The following is an 18,863-nucleotide window of genomic DNA, read 5'->3' as shown; positions in this document are numbered from 1 at the left end:
TCGGGGTAAAGTAGTGGCGTTATACGGGTATAACGACTAACAGGACGCGTCATGCCGGTGTTGAACGACAACCTGCTCGGAACCTATCTGAAGGATCGCCGCAAGAAACTCGATCCGGCGGCCCTGGGCTTTTCGCTAACGCGTAGGCGCACACCGGGATTGCGTCGCGAAGAGGTGGCGCAGCGCGCCAACGTGAGCACCACCTGGTACACGTGGCTGGAGCAGGGCCGCGGCGGTGCGCCTTCGGCCAATGTGCTCGACCGTATCGCGCAAGCCTTGATGCTGACGGACGTCGAGCGCGAGCATATCTTTCTGCTGGCTCTGGGCCGCCCGCCGGAAGTGCGCTACCACGCGGTCGGTGGGGTGACGCCACGGCTTCAGCACGTGCTGGATGCGCTCGAATACAGCCCGGCCCTGATCAAGACGTTTACATGGGATGTCGTCGCGTGGAACCGCGCCGCCACAGCTGTGCTGGGCAACTATGCAGAACTGGTGCCGGAGCAGCGCAACATTCTGCGCATGATCTTTTGCGATCCCCGTGTTCGCGCCAAGCAAGCCGATTGGGAAAGCGTGGCACGGTTTGCGGTAGGAGCGTTTCGCGCGGACGCGGCGCGTGCGGGAGCGTCCAGGGAAGTGGAAGCGCTTATTGATGAACTAAGTCGAATGAGCCCTGAGTTCGAAGCGATATGGCGTGACAACGACGTTCGCGCGCACGGCGAAGGCACCAAGCATCTGAACCACCCACAGGTGGGACTTCTCGCGCTGGAATATTCGTCCTTTGCTATCGATGGCCGGCCCGATCTCAGCATGATCGTTTACCACCCGGCAACGTCGGCGGATGTGGATCGGATCAAGACGCTGGTGAAACTCCAGGTAGACGCGACTCCCACAAAGAATCGACTGCCTTCCTGAGTTTGTGGGAGCGACTTCAGGGTACCTCTAGAAACCTTTCCTATTCGTCATTCCGGCGCAGGCCGGAATCCACTCCTCAGCGCAGATGCTTGCAACAGGCTGTCTGACCAGCCAAGACTGAGGAATGGGTCCCGGCCTGCGCCGGGATGACGATAGGGAAAACTGAAGTGCCCCAGCTTCCTTACAAAAGCTCCCGAGTCGCCACAATCATCGGCTCGCCGATGACCTTCGCAAGAAAATCGGCAAGGCTCTTCGGAAACCCATCGCCACCATTGCCCTCGATCATCACCGTCTGGTGCCCTATCCCGAACGTGCCCTGCCAGTCGAGATCGAGAATGTGGTGTGCCTCCTGGGTCCTTGGGTCTATCCAGGTTGCCTGAGAATTCGTACTCGCCGCCCGGATGAACTTCCTATGGCAGCCATAGGGGCTGAGTTCCGTCAGTACCTGGTCGCTTCCAGGAAGCATGGGCGACTTCAGGTTTCTGCCGATCGAGAGAAAAGGGCGTTTGTGGAATTGCAGCAGAGACAGGGCTACGGTTCTCCTTGCACCTTCCCACGCAAAGTCGTCGACAAAAAAACGTCTTGCTCGCGGGCCCAGGACATAGCGAGTGCCTGACGTGTCACTCCACTGCGCCTCGATGGACCGCCAGCAACGATCGACCTGGACGCCGTGCTCTTGAAGTTTCGCCACGGTCTCGGTCATACCCAGGTTGGCATCGATCGTGATATTGGCCGGCAGCGCTCCATTGATCTTGAAAAACTCGATCAGGTCGCGCGGCGAGCGCATCCATTCCAGTGCCTCCCCCGGGAAAAAACCGGTGTGGCGAAGGCAGTGCGCCAGGTCGCGGATATCATCGCGTGCGACGTCCTCGCCTCTGGCAGGGAGAGTCGCCTCATCGTCCAGCAGGCAGCGCTCGAGGGCGTCCCAGTCCAGCGGCGGCTGATGGTAGAGCTTGGGAAAGAGAAACCAGTGAGATTGCGTCATGCGCCACCTTTCTCGCTGTCCCAGATCAACCGTGGGTCGAAGCTGTGTGCAGCAAGCATCGTCAGGACGACGGATATACCGAAAAAGAAGATGCCGGGCCCGGGCTCGATGCCACCCAATGCATCAAACTTGACCAGGCTGGCCAGCAGCCCCACCACCAAGACGTCGAGCATCGACCAGTAGCCGACTAGTTCGAGCAGATGAAAGAGGCGGGATCGGGTTCGCTGCGCCCAGGACCAGCCGAATTGAATCGACATCAGCAAGAAAAAGAGTGCAAAGAACTTCGCGCACGGTATGACCACGGTGGTGACCAGGATCACCAGCGCGACGTCATACGAACCGTCGCGCCACAGGTCGATCACACCGCCGATGACGGTAGAAAGATGCGCGGCATGACCGAGTGAACTGATCTCCATGACGGGAAGCAGATTGGCGGGCAGGTAGCAGATCATCGAGGCGAACAGCAGCGCCCAGGTGCGCTCGATGCTTCGTGCGTGGCGGCTGCGCAATACAGATCGACAGCGCGGGCAGCGTTGATCGCTCTCGTGTCCGGCGGGCGCCACGACAAGTCCGCAAACCCGGCAACCGATGACGCCTAGATGTTGCGCGCGCTGGATCCCGGTCATCATGGATCCACCGTTTGCGGCTTGCGTTCCGTCGCATCCCACAACCACAGGAGATCGCCGTTTGCGGTGAGCGCAGTCAGGCAAAGCAGCGCGCCGATGGCCCACATGCCGGGGCCAATCGCCACTTCCGCCATGCTCGACAGTTTGATCGCCGCCACCATGACGCCAAGAAAGGCGACGTCGAGCATGTTCCATCGGCGCAACATGACGAGCAGCTTCATGCTGTGCTGGAACCCGGGTGCTCGTTGGCCATGCCACGCGAACGCCAGCACCCAGCCAAGCAGCACGATCTGTGCAAGCGGCGCCATGATCGCCATGAGCATGGCGGGGACCGCCATCGGTGCCCATCCGCCCTGAACCAGGGACGTGGTGGCTTCCCACAAGGTGGCATCGTTGCGGAAGTTTTGCAGGCCGACACTCATCACCGGGAACGCATTGGCGATGATGAAGGTGATTGCCGATGTCACCGTCAACGCCAACCAGCCCTCGATGTTGAGCCGGTTGGAGCGACATATCACCGAATGACATTCACTGCAGCGTGCCACCTGGTCAAGTGCAAGGCTGGGCCGTCGATAGACGGCATCGCAGTGCGGGCAGACGATCAAGCTGGAGAGAACTTTCATGGCGAACGGTTTATTGTAAGTTCTCGAGCAGGTTGTCGGCGCCCTTGCGAATGCCGGTCTTCGATGCGGTAAGCGAACCAAAGGTGGATTTCATATTCATCGCATTGGGATACTGCTTGTCGACATACGCCTTGAGCAGGCGATTCGTCGTTGCGTCATAGATCTCCACGGCATAGCTCACTGATCCCGAGAAGGCGCCCTCGCGGCCACGAACCGCCTGCGTTGCGTTGTAGGGGCCGCCAGCGAGATCCATCTTCATCACCGTGCCGATGAATTGCTTGGTCGGCTTGGCGCCGGTCAGTGTCATCTTGATACGCAGGGTGTCCTGCTGGGGGCTCGATACGGGTGTGTATTTCTGACGGAGCTTTTCGTCGAACTGCTCGTGCATGTAGTTGGCCAGCTCTTGCTTGCCTTCCTCGGATACTTTCTCGAACTGGTTGTCGGGGCCGCGGTAGATCTTCACGGGCTCGATGATGAAAGTGGAATAACGCTTCCAGTCGACCGATGTGTTGTAGACGTATGGCTCATGACCACGTCGACTTTGCTCATTGGGACGCAGATATTCCGATGAATCGAGTCCCTGATAAGCCGTCGGCTGAGTGGTCGCGCATCCGCTTAGGATGGCGACGGCGCCAAGCAGCAGGAAACAAGGCGTCTTGAAATGAATGGTCATACTCCCTTCCTATAAAAAGTCGTCGACGGGGTATCCGTCGACAGATCGAAGATGCAAAAAGCCAGCAATTTCTGGACTTCTTGTTTTCGATGCTAGGGAGTTGTTTTTAAGAATTGATTAGGGTTCAAAACAACACGCACGAAGTCTGCAGCGAAAGAACGCTCAGCCTTCCTGCGGAAAGACAACGCGGATGGCAAATCCCTTTCCGTCGATACCTTTGCCGGTCTCAACAGTCGCGCCGTGAAGTTCGGCGATGCCTGCGACGAGGGATAAGCCTATGCCGCTGCCGCGAGCGACCGTGCCCGCCGCCCGATAGAAGCGGGCGAAGATCGCCTTGCGCTCATCTTCTGGAACACCGGGGCCGTCGTCCCTTACCTCCAGCAGCGGGCGGCGGCCGTTGTCGCGAAAGGTATGGCCGCAGCGCACTTCAACGGAGCCACCGTCGCGACCGTGTCGTATCGCGTTGTCTACCAGGTTCCTGATGAGAATGCCGATCTCGTCGATGTCGCATGTGACCAGGCATGTCGAGCCGGACAAGGTCAGCAGCGTATTTTTCTTTCGCGCCTGCATGCTGAACTCGTCGATCACATGCCTGGACAAGGCAAAGATATCGGTGGAATGTCCTCCTGTCGCGTGCAGGCCACCTTCCATTCGGGCGAGATCGAGCAGTTGCTCCGCGAGTCGGTGACTGCGATTGGAAATCTCCAGGAGTTTTCTCAAGGCATCGTCTTTTCCATCGATGGTCTCCGCGCGAAACGCGACCTCCGCCTGTACATGAAGCGCGGCAAGCGGCGTACGTAGCTCATGGGCGGCATCGGCGATGAATTGATGCTCCACACGCATGGCATCTTCGACACGCTTGAGCAAGGCGTTAAAAGCCAGGATCAACGGGCGAAGTTCATCGGGGACCTTGTCTGCGGGCAGCGGTTCGGCATCGAAGACCTTACGGCTGCGTATTTCCAGCGAGATCGCCTTCAACGGGCGCAGCGATTTCACGACGGCCAACCACATCAGGATGCCGACGATGGCAAGCTCGATGGTATTGAGCAGCATGGCGGTGAGGAGGCCGGCGGGTTCCGCAGATTCGGCCGTGTTCGACGATGACGGAACAGGTGCGGTAGGTGTGATGTCCCGAACCGAACCTGCCGGTGCCGGTGATGCCGCATTGGACGGATGTTTATCGGCGGCGCGCTCGCCGGATTTTGGCAGCCACGAGTCCGGCAGTCCGCTGACAAGCGTATCTCCCAGAGAATGCAGATGCGCTTGCCAGAAATTCTGTTGGCCCGAGGAGAGGTAAGCCACGAGCATGGAGATGGATATCATCCATGTGAGGATGATGACCAGGACCAGTGCGGCGAGCATGCGCCATTGCAAGGATCTCATGGCGCTCCCCCCATGGTGTAGCCATGGCCGTGAACCGTGTTGATGATGTCGTCGCCGAGCTTTCGTCGTAATTGATGGATGAACACCGAAACCGTATTACTCCCTACGGCGGCGCTGTCGCCGTAAATGGCTTTCTCCAGATCGTCGCGTGTCACGACGTGACCGGGGCGCTTGAGCAAGGCAAGCAGGACGCGATACTCATGCGCGCTCAGCGCGACAGGTTCATTGGCTTTGGTGACTCTTCGCTTGACCGGATCGAGCACCACATCGCGGTAGCTGAGAAGAGGCACGACTTGCCCCTCGCTTCGGCGCGTGACCGCGCGGACCCGGGCCAGCAGCTCGCCCAGTTCGAACGGTTTGATCAGGTAGTCGTCGGCGCCCGCGTCCAGCCCGCGGATTCGATCGCTGAGCTGTCCCCGGGCCGTCAGTACGATGACGGGAATCGTGTCGTAGCGCTCCCTGAGGAAGCGAAGCACGGTAAGCCCCGAATCCCCGGGCAGCCCGATATCGAGCAGAACGGCGGCGTAGGGATGATCGACAAGCGCGGCCCTTGCCGCGAGCGCGTCGCCGACCCGGTCGATGTCCCACGAGTGCTGCCGAATACCATCGCAGATGGCCTCGGCCAGCATCGCATCGTCTTCCACCAACAGTAGGTACACGGGCAGGCTCTTGAACATGCAGGTGTCGAAAGCATGCTCCAGAGACGTTAGCTTTTGATTAATGCCTCACTGGGCGATACTCGGCACCTGACGTGAATTCAGGCCCGCCGAGGGCGGCGCAAGGTCACGTAGAGAGGCCAGATGTCCGATCTCACTGTCCATCCCTTGCTCGAAACGCCGTCCGTGACGGTGAGGGATGTTTATTGCAGTGGAGCGTGCCGTCACAAGAGCGACGAGGAGTGCACCACCGGGACCTACCTGGTGTTTCCCTATCGCGGTACTTACCTGCGGCATGTGGGTGCGTCCCAGGCGGTTGCCGAATCCAACCAGGTTCTTTTGTTCAATGCCGGGCAGGGTTACCAGATCAGCCACCCGGTGCTGGGAGGAGACGCGAGCTTGACGCTTGCACTGGATGAGGCATTGCTGCGGGAGCTGGCGCCCAGGACGCTGACCTGGGACAAGAACGCCTTCACGTTTCGGCAGCAGCAGTTGGGTATCGACCCGCGAGCCCAGGCCCTGGTGGCGTTGTTGCGCCACAGTCTGCGTGAGGGCGTCGCTGAGCGACTGGAGGCGGAGAGCCTTTCGTTGACGCTCGCACAGCGCGCGCTCGGCTCGCGCACGACACATACGGCCGGCGCGAATGCGGGTCGCCAGCGGCTGGCCGACCGCACCAAGCTGATCCTGGCCAGTGATCTTTCCAGGCGATGGACACTGGCCGACATAGCGGTCGAGGTCGGCGTCTCACCCGTATACCTGACCCAGGTATTTCAGCAGGTGGAAGGTGTGCCGCTGTACCGCTATCAACTGCGCCTTCGTCTGGCCCGCTCGCTGGACTTGCTGGGCCAGTACGACGATCTCAGCCAGTTGAGCCTCGAACTCGGCTTCAGCAGCCACAGCCACTTCAGCGCGTCGTTCCTGAAGACCTACGGCCGAACCCCGACCGAATTCCGGCAGGCGGCGCTCCGCCGCTAGGCCCATGGCCTCAAGTCGCTAAAGATTCTGACAGCGTCAGGCACAGGCCGCCTGACTAAATAGCCCTACCCGGATGTCGGGGCTATCGAGGCTAAGGCCATGAGTGGAAATACATGTGCGGCATGTGATTACGAACTGGACGAGAATGCGATTTCCGTCACCCTGGGCGGAAAGACGGTCGAAGTCTGTTGCGAGGAATGCGCGACCAAGCTGAAAGAATCGTTCAGCGCCGCCGCTTCACCGAGGATCGGCTAATCATGGACGGAAATATGACCACATTCGCCAAGCGGACCATCCAGACGCCGTCGGGACTCATCAGCTACCGGGAACAAGGTGCCGGAGCCGTGGCGCTATTCGTGCACGGCGTGCTGTTGAACGGACAACTCTGGCGGCACCAGTTGCAAGACCTCTCGGACTGTCGGCGTTGTATTGCCCCCGACTTGCTGGCCCACGGCGATACCAGCGCGGGGCCAGGGCAGGGCGTTTCGTTCAACGACAACGTCGAGATGCTCAAGCAATTCCTCGATGCATTGGGCATCGAAAAGGTGGACCTGGTTGCCAACGACAGCGGCGGCGGTATTGCACAGATATTCGCCGCACGTTATCCGCACTATCTGCGCAGCCTCACCTTGACCAATGGCGATACGCACGACAACTGGCCGCCCGAGGCATTCAAACCATTCGTCGCCATGGTCGCAGCCGGCGGTTTGCGTGGAGCGATCGAGGCCATGCTCGCCGACAAGGCGAATTATCGCGCTCCCGAGGCATTGGGGCTGGCCTACGAACACCCGCAAGCGTTGCCTGATGAAGTGATCGAAGGCTATCTACGACCCTTCCTGGATAACGCACAGCGGCTCGCCGAACTGGAACGTTTCGTCGGTGCTTTCGATAACCGTCAAACGGTTGCGATCGAGGCGAAGCTGCGTGAGCTGAACGTGCCTACGTTGATTGCGTGGGGGACCGATGACATCTATTTCGATGTCAAATGGTCCCACTGGCTGGCCGAGACTATTCCGGGCACGACACGCCGTGTCGAGCTGAAGGATGCACGTATCTTTTTCCCGGAAGATCGCTGGCTGGAATTCAACGTGGAGTTGCGCCGGCATTGGCAGGTCAGCGCCTGAGTCCGGGACCTGCAGTTGATAACCGCGTGCACGGTGATGTTGTAACGGGACGGTCGCGACATCCGGTTACTTGCCGGGTGCCGCATTGGACGGGCGCAGCGAATAGGCCGAATAGAACTCGCTCGCGATCTTCCAGGTGCCGCCCACCTTGATCAGCTGCAGCGTTTTCCAGCCATAGCTGCCGCGCTGTGTGCCAGTAAGCAAGGTGACAAAGTCGAGCGAGACGGCAGCTAGCTCGCCATCCTGCTCGATGCGTACGTTGTAAAAGCGTTGCGTAAGGTGCTGGTGGCTGCGAAAAACCGCGTCGCGAAAATCCTGGTACTGCCTCGTATCGGGCGGTGGCTGGGAGGCATCCCGCCGCGCCAGTCCATCGGTCGAGAAGAACGGGATCTGTTCGTTGAGAAGAATGCTGGCAAATGCTGCCTCGTCGCTGGTGCTGACTGCGCGCGTGTAAGTTGCAAGCAGGTCCCTGATGGCCCGTTGATCCTCGGCGGATACTTCGTGTTTCGCCGCGCCAGGAGGGATGTCGAGCGCCATCGCGGGAGACAGCGCCAACGGTAGCATGGCGATCATCGACAGTATCGTGAGCTTTCGGGACATGTAGTTTCTCGGTGATGCGTGGCATGAAGGCAGTTACTGTAGCTTTGGCCAACGATGACCACTATCCAATCTTTCGGGATCGACGATCCAGAAAAAACAGACAGTGGTCATGCCTCAGTCGGCTGTCGAATCTTGCCTGCGTAAGCGGCGACGGATCATGAGCTGGAACGCCGCGGGTAAAACGAGCATGGAGAGAAGGGGCGCGGTGAGCATGCCCCCCACCATCGGGGCCGCGATACGCTGCATGACTTCCGAGCCCGCCCCATGTCCGAGCAGGATCGGAAACAGGCCGGCGAGGATGACGGCAACCGTCATGGCCTTCGGTCGCACACGCTGCACGGCACCTTCGCGGATCGCGTCGTCGAGTGCATCCACGCCCGCGCGTGGATCGCGACTTAACCGTTGCTCCCATGCGTGGCGTAAATACAACAGCATCACCACGCCAAACTCCGCGGCGACACCGCCCAGCGCGATAAATCCGATCACGGATGCGACGGACACGGCATGGCCGAGCAGCCAGATCATCCAAAGTCCACCCACCAGGGCGAGCGGCACACTGGCCATGATCAGGATGGCGTCGCCGGCCCGACGGAAGACGAGGTAGATCAGGGCGAAGATGATGGCCAGTGCTATCGGAACGACATAGTGCAGTCTTTCCATGGCACGCGTCAGGTATTCGAACTGGCCCGACCAGGCGACGGTCACCCCGGGGGGTAACTGCACTTGCTGCGCGACAGTCTTCTGGAGGTCAGCGACCACGCGGCCCAGATCGCTGCTTGCCGTATCGATATAGACGTAGGTCGCCAGCTGGCCGTCCTCACTCTTCAGCATCGGTGCGCCCGCGCTGAGCGTGATATCTGCGACCTGACTCAACGCGATCTGTGCGCCGTTGGCTGCGACGATCGGCAATGCACTTAGTGCCGCGACCGAATCGCGCTGCTCTCGCGGATACCGCACCACGATGGGATAGCGTTCGCGCCCGGCGACAACCTCACCAATGGGATCGCCGCCGACGACGGTAGCGATGAGCTGTTGGATCTGCTGCTGGCTCAGTCCGTAGCGCATGGCGTCATCGCGCCGTATGCGAACATCCACGTATCGTCCGCTGGCGCCGCGTTCGGCAATGGCCGAGCGGACACCCGGAACGTTACGGGCCACGGCTTCTATCCGATCGGCAACGGTTTGCAGCGTTGCCGGATCCGTACCGAGTACCTTGACGCCGATCGGGCTCTTTATGCCGGTGGCAAGCATGTCGATGCGGTTGCGGATCGGTGGCACGAACAGGTTGGTCAGGCCCGGAACATGCACCGCCCGGTCCAGTTCGGCCTTGAGCTTGTTCATGGTCATGCCTGGCCGCCATTGGCTTTGCGGTTTGAAGGTGATGGTGGTTTCGAACATCTCCGTCGGCGCCGGATCTGTCGCCGTCTCCGCGCGACCGGCCTTGCCGAAGACATGATCGACTTCCGGCACGGTCTTGATCATGCGATCGGTCAGTTGCAACAACTGCGAGGCCTTGCCGACCGACAACCCCGGTAACGCGGTGGGCATGTACAGCAAGGTCCCCTCATCCATCGGCGGCATGAACTCGCTGCCCAGTCGTTCCGCCGGTAGCACGGCGCTCAGCAAGAGAGCGCCGGCAAGGATCAACGTGGCTTTCGGAAAGCGCAGCACAGCGTCCAGTATCGGGCGATACAGTGCGATCAGGATGCGGTTGATCGGGTTGTCGCGCTCGGCGCGAATGCGGCCACGTATCAGCCAACCCATCAGCACAGGCACGAGCGTCACGGCAAAGATGGCCGCCGCAGCCATGGCATAGGTCTTGGTGAAAGCCAGCGGCTTGAACAGCTTGCCTTCCTGTCCTTCCAGCGCAAACACGGGAATGAACGAGAGCGCGATGATCAGCAAACTGACGAAGAGCGCCGGACCGACCTCGGCCGCGGCGTCGGCCATCACGCGCCAACGTTCGCTCCCACCAGGTTCCTGTCCATCGTGCGCCTCGCGCCAATGCTCCAGATGCTTGTGTGCGTTCTCGATCATGACCACGGCGGCATCGACCATCGCGCCAATGGCGATGGCGATGCCACCTAGCGACATGAGATTGGCCGATACGCCTTGCAGCCGCATCACCAGGAATGCCGCCAGCACACCCAGCGGAAGCGTGATCACCGCAACTAGCGCGGAACGCAGATGACCGAGAAACAGCACGCACACCAGTGCAACCACGGCAAATTCTTCCAGCAGCTTGCCGCGCAGGTTCTCCACCGCCGCATCGATCAACCCGGAGCGGTCGTACGTCGGCACGATCTCCACGCCAGCAGGAAGGCTACGCTTGAGTTCCGTCAGACGCTGCTTGACCGCAGTAATCGCGGCCTTCGCATTCTTGCCGGAGCGCAGTACGACGACGCCACCGGCGACTTCGCCCTGGCCGTCCAGTTCGGCCACGCCACGGCGAAAGCTGGGGCCGCTGCGCACGGTGGCTACGTCGCGCACGAGCACCGGAATGCCTGCAACATTGGCGAGGATCGGTACCTGCTCGAAGTCCTGTGTGGTACGCAGATAGCCCTCGCTGCGTACCATGAGCTCGGCTTCGCCTTGCTCCAGTACCGATCCGCCATTGGCACCGTTGGCGCTACGCACCGCGTCCACCAGTTGCTGCACGGTGACGCCATGGGCCGCGAGTGCCTGCGGATCGGGAACGATCTGCCAGCTGCGCTCCATGCCGCCCAGGCTTGCCACTTCGGCCACATCGGGCACGGTCTTGAGTTGATAACGAAGGAACCAGTCCTGCAGGGCACGCAGCTGGCCCAGGTCATGATGGCCACTGCGGTCGACCAGCGCGTACTCGTAGATCCAGCCGAGTCCTGTGGCATCGGGTCCCAGGGCAGGGCTGACACCTGGCGGAAGGCGGTCACGAACCTGGCTGAGATATTCCAGCACGCGCGAGCGCGCCCAGTACAAGTCCGTACTGTCGTCGAACAGCACGTAGACGTACGAGTCGCCGAAGAACGAATACCCACGCACGACTTTGGCGCCGGGCACCGAGAGCATGGTGGTGGCCAACGGATAGGTCACTTGATCTTCGACCACCTGCGCCGATTGCCCGGCCCAACTGGTGCGAATGATCACCTGGGTATCCGACAGGTCCGGCAATGCATCGATCGGCGTATGCAGGGCGGCGAACACGCCAGCCAGGGTCAACGCGAGCGCGGCGATCAGGACCAGAAAGCGATGCGCGATGGCGAGACGAATCAGACCACCGATCATGGCATGCGCTCCGACGGGGTGTCGTTCATCGGCATCGAAGCCGTGGTACTTGTGGCTGGCGTCGATGAACTGGACGTGTGATCCAGACGATCCAGCGCGCCTGACAGGCTCGCCTCCGAATCGATCAGGAACTGGCCGGAGGTGACGACGCGTTCACCCTCACGCAGTCCTTCGGTGACCTGTGTATAGCCTCCTGCGGAGCGCCCGGTATGAATCACTACGGGACGGAAGTGACCGTCGTCTTCCTGCACGACGACGCGTATCTGGTCGCCGGTAGTAATCAAGGCTTCGTCGGGTATGACCGGGACAGCATCGCCTTGCGCCGGATTCAACGTGACATGCGCGAACATGCCTGGGTTTAGCGCGCCATCGGCGTTGTTCACGACGATGCGCGCGCGCTGGGCGCGTGTAGTGCTATCGATATCGGGCAGAAGTGTTTCCACCTTGCCCTGAAAGATCTGCCCAGGCCGGGCATCGATACTGATCGATACCGGGCTGCCGGCCTGGACCGCAGCCATCGCAGCCTGTGGCAGCGAGGCTTCCACCCATACCTTGTCCAGGCCGTTGATCGTCATCAACGTCTGTCCGGCGCTGACGCGCTGTCCCTCGCGCACTTCGATCGTAGTGACGACACCTTTTTGCGGCGCATGCAGCGTCACCGCGCCGTTACGGCCCACCGAGCGCAGGTCGCCGGGTTCGAGGCCGAGCACGCGAAGGCGTTCGAACGCAGCGCCGTGCAAGGCTTGCGCATCGGCTGATCGGGCCTGGCCGAGCGCGGTGTATTCGGCAACTGCACTGCTCCAGACTGGAGCTGTCAGCTCCGCCAGCGCAGCACCCGCTGGCACCGACGTATATGGAGCGCGCACGATCAGTCGGGTGATCACGCCATCCGCGCGTGCACTGACGACGCCCGCTTCGTTGAGATCCCAGCTCACCGTGCCGGGCGCACGAATGGCTTCCGTCAGCACGCGCCTGGTCACGCGTGTCGTGCGCAGGCCGAGGTTCTGAACCGTGCCTGGGTCGATCCGTACACCGCTCGATTCGCCTTCGGCGCCGGCGTACTTGGGGATCATCGTCATGCCCATCGACGACAAGCCGGGCCGATCGTGATGCTCGGCGGGAATCATCGGGTCGTACCAGTACAGCACACGCTGGTCGGTGGCACCCATCTGCGTACTGGGCACATCCGCATGGCGTTGTTGCTTGCCGAGCAAATAGCCCGAGCCGATCAGGGCTGCGACGGACAACGGCGCAAGGCTCCACAAAAAGACGCGTTTCATGGTGTGCTCCCTTCGGGCATGAGGTAGGCCAGGGCAGCCCAGGCGCGGCCGTAGTCGGCCAGCATGCGCAGGTAGTCCAGGTGGTGGGCGAGTTCGTCGCGTCGGGCTTCCAGCAGTGGCTGCAAATCCGCGCCACCGCGATAGGCGGCCAGTGCAAGCGCGGCGCGGTCGTGCGCAAGCGGAAGCAATTGCTCGCGATGGCGACGCACCTGTTGGCCCAAAGCCTCCCATTGCGACCAGGCCGATTGCACCGTGGCGATCTGTTGACGGCGCGCGTCTTCATGTTGCGCCTGCACGGCATCCACCTCGGCGGCTCTTGCGGAGATGCCACGATCCTGGCGATTGCGCGTGAACAGCGGCAGGCTCACACCGACCTGCACGGTCAGCATGTCGGACAGCCCGCGCGTACGCGCGCCATAGCTCGCGCCCAGGCTCCATTCGGGATGTTTGGCGGCCTGTGCTTCGGCCAGGGCGGCCTGGGCAGCTTGTTCGCGCGCCGGCCAACCCAACAGTTCGCCTTGATCGTCGATGTGATCGAGCAGGGTGTGTCGATCATGAGGCACACGGTCGAAGTCGGGCGCATCGGCAACTGCACTTTCCGTTGCTGTGCCTAGCCAACGTGCCAGCTGGGCGCGTGCCTGTGCTTCGCGTGCCTGAGCGTCGTCCAGGCGATTGTCCAGGTCCAGCGCCTGTGTACGAATCGCCAGTACGTCGCCCGCGTTGCCCGAGCCGCCGCGCAACCGTGCTTGCGCAGCGGCAAGATCGAGTGCCCATTCGTCGCGTAGTTGACGGAGCATGACCTGTTCGGCCGCAGCGCCCCAGACGCTGATCCAGGCCTGCGCTGTTTGCTGCCGTATCGCCAGGTCGGTGACTTGAACGGATGATGCGGCAACATCGGCAGTGGCATCGGCCCATGCACGCTCCGCGCGACGTTTGCTGCGCGATGGCAACACCTGACTGAACCCAATGCTGCGCATCGTCATGCTGTCGCCGCCGGCGGTATAGGCGCCGGAACCCTGGGTCGCCAGGTTGTCGATACCGACGGTCAACTGTGGGTCCGGGAGCGCACCGGCCCGTGCGGCTTCTTCACGCGCCGAGGTCCATTGATCGCGCCGCGCTTGCAGCAGGGGTGCCTCGGCAACGGCCTGGCGAACCGCGGCATCGAGCGTCAATGTCTGGCCTGCGACCGAGACGGGCAGGGCGGATAAAACAAGCAGCCCGGCGACGGCCGAAAGCCATCGCCCATGACGTGCGCGCCGCACGTGGGCTTGGTAGGAACGGGAATTCATGTGCACTCCGAACGCAAATCGATACGAGCCGTGCCCATGGCACGACCGGCGTGAGACTCAGCGTGGGAGGCTTAAATCAGCAGGCTGCAGAAGCGCAGGGATGGTGGCGCTTCCGGCGGTTGCAGCAGGGGATCGGGTAAGGAACGCTTTTCCGGCGATAGAGCGACCGTGCCCAGCAGTAACGGCGAGGCCGGTGGCAACAACAAGGGCGGCACCATGGGTACGCGCGCGTCCGCCTGCGCGGAAGCGTGGCTTGCGCAATGCTCGGCGCAGCGCGGGTCGGCATTTTGATGGGCCACCTTGGCCGCATGTCCCGGCATCATCTGCGCGCAGTCGCCGGTCATCGGCGTGCCGACTCCGGCTACCTGGGCCGTCGTGCACACATAGGCGGCCATCACCTGCTGCTGAAACAGCAGGCAGAACAGCGTGGCCACGATCCATAGGAGGCGTTGGCGGCGACTGAGGTGGCGGCGGCGATGCATGCGCGGATGATACTCGTAGCGAGGCGGTGTGGGATGGCCCGAGCTCTCGCTCCGGGCCATCCTTTTGACCACTTCGATCCCTGGCTATCGAAAGTTACATCCAGTGGTTTTCCAGTCGCCGGGGCGAGGCTCAGTAGACCTTGTCGCCCTTTTCGACCCCGAAAGCCGTGGCCGGCACATGAATGCCATTGACCGAAGTGCCGCCATTGTGGATGGCCGGGAACCACGGTTCCATGTTTTGCGGGAAGCCAAACGTGGGCTTGGTCAGCGTGTCGAGCCGGCCCAGTTCCTCGTCCGAGAGCTTGATCTCGAGCGCCTTGATGTTGTCTTCGAGCTGCGCGATCCGTCGCGCGCCGATGATCGTCGAGGTGACACCGGGCTGCGACTGCACCCAGGCGAGCGCGACGCGTGCCACGGTGCTCTCGTGCGCCTTGGCGATGACTTCCAGCTCGTCGACGATCGCGTAGGTTTTCTCGTCGATGAACGTATCGGCGATAAAGCCGCGATCCGGCTTGATCTGTCCAGCGTTATGGCGCGTGTATTTGCCGCTGAGTACGCCGCTCTTGAGTGGCGACCACGGCGTGATGCCGAGACCGAGTTCGAGGGCCATCGGCACGAGCTCCTGTTCGACGCTCCGCTCTAGCAGCGAATACTCGATCTGCAGCCCGATAAAGGCGGACCAGCCACGGAAGCGTGCCGTGATATTGGCCTCGGCGATCTTCCACGCGGGGGTGTCCGAGACGCCGATATAGCGCACCTTGCCGGCGCGGACGAGGTCGTCGAGCGCGGCCATGGTCTCGTCGATCGGTGTGTGCTTGTCCCAGTTGTGCAGCCAATACAGATCGATGTGATCGGTCTGCAGACGACGCAGCGAGTTTTCGCACGCTGCAACGATCGACTTGCGGCCCGATCCGCCGCCATTGGGATCGCCCGGATAAAGGTTGCCGCTGAACTTCGTCGCCAGGACCAGCCGGTCGCGACGCGCGCTATGGCGGCCGATGTGATCGCCGATGATCTTTTCGGAATGACTTTTCGTATAGAAGTTGGCGGTATCGATGAAATTGCCGCCGAGTTCGATGAATCGGTCGATGATCTGCTGGGACTCTTCGACGCTGGAGCCCCAGCCAAGGTCTTCACCGAAGGTCATCGCACCGAGACAGAACGGGCTGACACGCAGGCCGGAACGGCCGAGGGTTATATAGTGATCGAGGGACATGCGGCTCTCCGAGTTGACGGTGTTGTACAATCTTGAGCTAGTTCCAATTCATGATAGTTTATTATTGAACTAATTGAAGATCAAGCGCCCATGCCCAAAAGTGATGTTGGAAAGATCTGGTCTCTCAATTACCGGCTGATGATGTCGGTGATCACCGGCGTCGCGCCTGAGGTTGCCGAGCTCGGACTGGAAGTGAAGGAGCTGTTTCTGCTCGCCGAAGTGGACGCCCATCCGCATCCCGCGGAGCTGGCCGGTATCCTGAGCATGCCCAAGCCCACCGTGACGATGTATGTCAAACGGCTCGAAGCGGCTGACTTTTTGCGCCGCGAAATCGATGCTGCCGACCTGCGCCGCCACCGGTTGATCCTTACCCCCGAAGGGCGTAAGACGATGACGCGCGGGCTTGCCCTGCTATCGGGAGCCTTCGGTGCCAGGCTTGCGCGGTTGAGTTCGGCGCAGCAGTCGGAATTGGCGACGTTGCTTGAGAAGTTGAGCTGAGGCAGACACTTCATGCGCGATTTTCATGTGTACGAGCCACGCGATGGCCACGGTCTGCCGCACGATCCATTCAACGCCATCGTAGGGCCGCGGCCCATCGGCTGGATTTCGTCGATGAGCAAGGACGGCGTGGTGAACCTTGCGCCCTACAGCTTCTTCAACGCCTTCAACTACAAGCCGCCGATCGTCGGTTTTGCGAGCACGGGATGGAAGGACTCCGTGCGCAATATCAGCGAAACGGGCGAGTTTGCCTGGAACCTGGCAACGCTCTCGCTTGCCGAGGCGATGAATGCGACCTCGGCGATGGCGCCGCCCGACGTCGACGAATTCGAGCTGGCATCGTTGACGCGCGCGCCCTCTCGCCTGATCAGCGTACCGCGTGTTCTGGAAAGCCCGGTGTCGTTCGAATGCAAACTGACGCAGCTTATTCAGCTGACGGATGCGGCAGGGCAACCGGTTGACACGTGGCTGACACTGGGAGAGGTCGTTGCTGTCTACATCGACAAAAGTCTGCTGAAGGACGGCGTGTACGACACGGGAGAGGCAGGCCATATCCTTCGAGCGGGCGGGCCGGCGGATTATTTCACCGTTGGCACGGCACAACGTTTTCGGATGAAGCGTCCGCAGCAGTGACTAGCGCCTGCCGAATATAGTCTCCAGCAACCCCTCCGACTCGTCATCCCGGCGAAGGCCGGGACCCAGTGACTTTGTGATCGGTTGTCGCGAGAGCCAACACGCATTTGCTCTGTCGCGAAAATCGGACGCTACAGCCACTGGATCCCGGCCTGCGCCGGGATGACGAGTAGGTGGTTACTCGGAGTCGCCTTCAGCAAGGTAGTCATACACCACGGTACCCAACTCGAGCGTCAGGTCCGCAATGAAATGCATCGTCGATTCAATCTTCAGCACCGGCAGATCGGCCACGGGCGCCAACGCATGAGGATGCAGTTCCAACGATCCCGGACCGCTCCATGCTCCCTTGAGCGTCACGTTTGAGGTGAAGTAACGCACCAGCTCGCAGATACGCGGCGTTCCATCCACATGCGGGATGATCTTCAAGAGAAAATTCGGCGCGGCCAGCCCCGCCAGCACGGCATCCCGATTCGCTTCCCGATGCTTGAACCCCATCGTGGCCTTGGCCACGCGAACCTTCCCGTAATCGAGCGTGCCGACCAGGGTATCGATCTCGGTGGCCAGCACGGGACTCGCGAGCTTCTTGGGAAAGCCCCACAACTCGCGGCCACCCGCAATCGGCGGGTGGTCATTCAAATACATTGAGTGCACATATGAACCGTGTTGGCCGCGGAAACTGACCGGAATCACCTGGCCCGATTCGGTGTAATCACCAAAACCGGTCGAATCGGGCATGCGGATGAACTCGTACTTCACCAGCGCGTCTTCGATCTCCAACGGCTCCGGTACCACGGCGCGCAGCGCGTCCAGATCGGTGCGATAGGTAACGACAAGGAATTCGCGATTGACGAAGCGATATGGCCCCGGTGGGAAGGCCGGGCTCGTAAGCGGCATCGCAAACGCATTGGCTTTGACGTCAGCTATTTTCACAAGAGGCTCCAGTTGGCGGGGTTCTCGCTTGCGTCCGTGTAGCAGCAGGTTTCGCAAGTACTTGGAATGATTCTCGTCGAATCGGGTTACAGAATGGCGAGACGCCTAAAGCCTGTGCCAGCCATGGCGGTCACAAGTGCCCTCTCGTCAACCCTATGCCTGGTAACGCTACCAGGAACGGCAGCGTCCGGGCGACTATGCACGGGTGAGTGGTGGATGCTTTAAAGTCCCCCAGGACGGTACTCGACATGGTCGTAAAGGGGCTGATGTGAATCCACTGGAACGCATAACGGAACGGGTTGGCCGCTTGGGTCATCCAGATGACCCGGATACACCGACGCCACTGCTAAGCATCGAGGAGTTCTTCGAGGGTAACGATGAGGTCGGAAGTATCGGATGCAATATCTTTCCGACCCCAACGCCTCAGGACTTCTACGAAGTATTTCGTCGCATTGCCTCACGCACTGACATGGCCGACATACGCGTTCAGATAACGGCATTCGACGCACCCGAATGGCCGTTCACGGATACGGTCTATGTGATGACGACCGCTCCCGCGGAGGAGGTCATGAACTGGTTTCCCGAATCGATGCGGCCGGATGAAACATGGCGTGGCTTCCTCGATCAGGTGTACGAGCCGTATGACGTCCCCGCAGGTGTTCAGCCCATAGCGTGTTGGTGGGACTGAGCGTGCAGTCCGGGGCGGGCGCCTTC

20 protein-coding genes are annotated in these 18,863 nt (G+C 61.1%); 7 read left to right on the top strand and 13 right to left on the bottom strand.

What is annotated here, in order from left to right:
* Positions 1-51: 51 nt before the first annotated feature.
* Positions 52-912 (top strand): helix-turn-helix transcriptional regulator, encoded by an 861-nt coding sequence (locus QMG46_RS20270; RefSeq protein ID WP_281849687.1) that lies wholly within the window; start codon positions 52-54, stop codon positions 910-912.
* A gap of 181 nt (positions 913-1,093) precedes the next feature.
* Here QMG46_RS20270 and QMG46_RS20265 read toward each other — a convergent pair whose 3' ends face one another.
* The 6 genes from QMG46_RS20265 to QMG46_RS20240 all read right to left on the bottom strand — a co-directional run bounded on the left by QMG46_RS20265 (position 1,094) and on the right by QMG46_RS20240 (position 5,861).
* Positions 1,094-1,897 carry a hypothetical protein gene (locus tag QMG46_RS20265; RefSeq protein WP_281849686.1) on the bottom strand — a complete coding sequence of 268 codons (804 nt, stop codon included), beginning with the start codon at positions 1,895-1,897 and terminating at the stop codon, positions 1,094-1,096.
* Complete coding sequence (locus tag QMG46_RS20260) at positions 1,894-2,526, bottom strand: paraquat-inducible protein A (RefSeq protein WP_345781777.1); 633 nt, start codon at positions 2,524-2,526, stop codon at positions 1,894-1,896. The genes QMG46_RS20265 and QMG46_RS20260 overlap by 4 nt, the downstream gene beginning before the upstream one ends.
* Entirely contained in the window at positions 2,523-3,146 is a 624-nt protein-coding gene (locus tag QMG46_RS20255; protein WP_281849685.1) for a paraquat-inducible protein A, read from the bottom strand. The genes QMG46_RS20260 and QMG46_RS20255 overlap by 4 nt, the downstream gene beginning before the upstream one ends.
* 10 nt (positions 3,147-3,156) lie before the next feature.
* Positions 3,157-3,819 carry a DUF3313 domain-containing protein gene (locus QMG46_RS20250; RefSeq protein WP_281849684.1) on the bottom strand — a complete coding sequence of 221 codons (663 nt, stop codon included), beginning with the start codon at positions 3,817-3,819 and terminating at the stop codon, positions 3,157-3,159.
* 162 nt (positions 3,820-3,981) lie between these two features.
* Positions 3,982-5,202: an ATP-binding protein gene (locus QMG46_RS20245; RefSeq protein ID WP_281849683.1), complete on the bottom strand. Its 1,221-nt coding sequence runs from the start codon at positions 5,200-5,202 to the stop codon at positions 3,982-3,984.
* Positions 5,199-5,861, bottom strand: coding sequence for a response regulator transcription factor (locus QMG46_RS20240; protein WP_281852937.1), 663 nt, complete (start codon positions 5,859-5,861; stop codon positions 5,199-5,201). The genes QMG46_RS20245 and QMG46_RS20240 overlap by 4 nt, the downstream gene beginning before the upstream one ends.
* 141 nt (positions 5,862-6,002) lie before the next feature.
* Between QMG46_RS20240 and QMG46_RS20235 the strand changes: the two genes are divergently transcribed.
* From QMG46_RS20235 to QMG46_RS20225, 3 genes are all read left to right on the top strand, one after another.
* Entirely contained in the window at positions 6,003-6,833 is an 831-nt protein-coding gene (locus QMG46_RS20235; RefSeq protein WP_281849682.1) for a helix-turn-helix domain-containing protein, read from the top strand.
* A 99-nt stretch (positions 6,834-6,932) separates the two neighbouring features.
* Positions 6,933-7,088 (top strand): hypothetical protein, encoded by a 156-nt coding sequence (locus QMG46_RS20230; RefSeq protein WP_281849681.1) that lies wholly within the window; start codon positions 6,933-6,935, stop codon positions 7,086-7,088.
* Positions 7,089-7,102: 14 nt separating this feature from the next.
* Positions 7,103-7,957, top strand: a complete 855-nt coding sequence (locus QMG46_RS20225) for an alpha/beta fold hydrolase (protein ID WP_281849680.1) — start codon at positions 7,103-7,105, stop codon at positions 7,955-7,957.
* A 66-nt stretch (positions 7,958-8,023) separates the two neighbouring features.
* Here QMG46_RS20225 and QMG46_RS20220 read toward each other — a convergent pair whose 3' ends face one another.
* The 6 genes from QMG46_RS20220 to QMG46_RS20195 all read right to left on the bottom strand — a co-directional run bounded on the left by QMG46_RS20220 (position 8,024) and on the right by QMG46_RS20195 (position 16,088).
* Positions 8,024-8,557 (bottom strand): nuclear transport factor 2 family protein, encoded by a 534-nt coding sequence (locus QMG46_RS20220; protein ID WP_281849679.1) that lies wholly within the window; start codon positions 8,555-8,557, stop codon positions 8,024-8,026.
* A 114-nt stretch (positions 8,558-8,671) separates the two neighbouring features.
* A complete protein-coding gene (locus QMG46_RS20215) occupies positions 8,672-11,821 on the bottom strand; it encodes an efflux RND transporter permease subunit (protein WP_281849678.1) in 3,150 nt (1,049 codons plus the stop codon).
* On the bottom strand, positions 11,818-13,101 hold the full coding sequence (locus QMG46_RS20210) for an efflux RND transporter periplasmic adaptor subunit (protein WP_281849677.1): 1,284 nt from the start codon (positions 13,099-13,101) through the stop codon (positions 11,818-11,820). The genes QMG46_RS20215 and QMG46_RS20210 overlap by 4 nt, the downstream gene beginning before the upstream one ends.
* Positions 13,098-14,390 (bottom strand): TolC family protein, encoded by a 1,293-nt coding sequence (locus tag QMG46_RS20205; RefSeq protein WP_281849676.1) that lies wholly within the window; start codon positions 14,388-14,390, stop codon positions 13,098-13,100. Before QMG46_RS20205 ends, QMG46_RS20210 begins: the two co-directional genes overlap by 4 nt.
* Positions 14,391-14,461: 71 nt before the next feature.
* Positions 14,462-14,872, bottom strand: coding sequence for a hypothetical protein (locus QMG46_RS20200; protein ID WP_281849675.1), 411 nt, complete (start codon positions 14,870-14,872; stop codon positions 14,462-14,464).
* A 130-nt stretch (positions 14,873-15,002) separates the two neighbouring features.
* A complete protein-coding gene (locus tag QMG46_RS20195) occupies positions 15,003-16,088 on the bottom strand; it encodes an aldo/keto reductase (protein ID WP_281849674.1) in 1,086 nt (361 codons plus the stop codon).
* 90 nt (positions 16,089-16,178) lie between these two features.
* Here QMG46_RS20195 and QMG46_RS20190 point away from each other — a divergent pair, with 90 nt between their 5' ends.
* The gene (locus QMG46_RS20190; RefSeq protein ID WP_281849673.1) at positions 16,179-16,586 is read left to right on the top strand and encodes a MarR family winged helix-turn-helix transcriptional regulator; all 408 of its coding nucleotides are present in this window, start codon (positions 16,179-16,181) and stop codon (positions 16,584-16,586) included.
* A 12-nt stretch (positions 16,587-16,598) separates the two neighbouring features.
* On the top strand, positions 16,599-17,219 hold the full coding sequence (locus tag QMG46_RS20185; RefSeq protein ID WP_281849672.1) for a flavin reductase family protein: 621 nt from the start codon (positions 16,599-16,601) through the stop codon (positions 17,217-17,219).
* Between the two features lie 177 nt (positions 17,220-17,396).
* Here the strand turns inward: QMG46_RS20185 and QMG46_RS20180 are convergent, their stop codons facing one another.
* Entirely contained in the window at positions 17,397-18,149 is a 753-nt protein-coding gene (locus QMG46_RS20180) for an acetoacetate decarboxylase (RefSeq protein WP_281849671.1), read from the bottom strand.
* 268 nt (positions 18,150-18,417) lie between these two features.
* Here QMG46_RS20180 and QMG46_RS20175 point away from each other — a divergent pair, with 268 nt between their 5' ends.
* Positions 18,418-18,837 (top strand): YfbO family protein, encoded by a 420-nt coding sequence (locus QMG46_RS20175; protein WP_281849670.1) that lies wholly within the window; start codon positions 18,418-18,420, stop codon positions 18,835-18,837.
* The last annotated feature ends 26 nt before the right edge of the window (positions 18,838-18,863 follow it).

The sequence above is a fragment of the Dyella sp. GSA-30 genome (genome assembly GCF_027924605.1).
Taxonomy (GTDB): domain Bacteria; phylum Pseudomonadota; class Gammaproteobacteria; order Xanthomonadales; family Rhodanobacteraceae; genus GSA-30.
The sequence above is the reverse complement of the archived record's forward strand: the minus strand, read 5'-3'. Positions and strand labels throughout refer to the sequence as shown.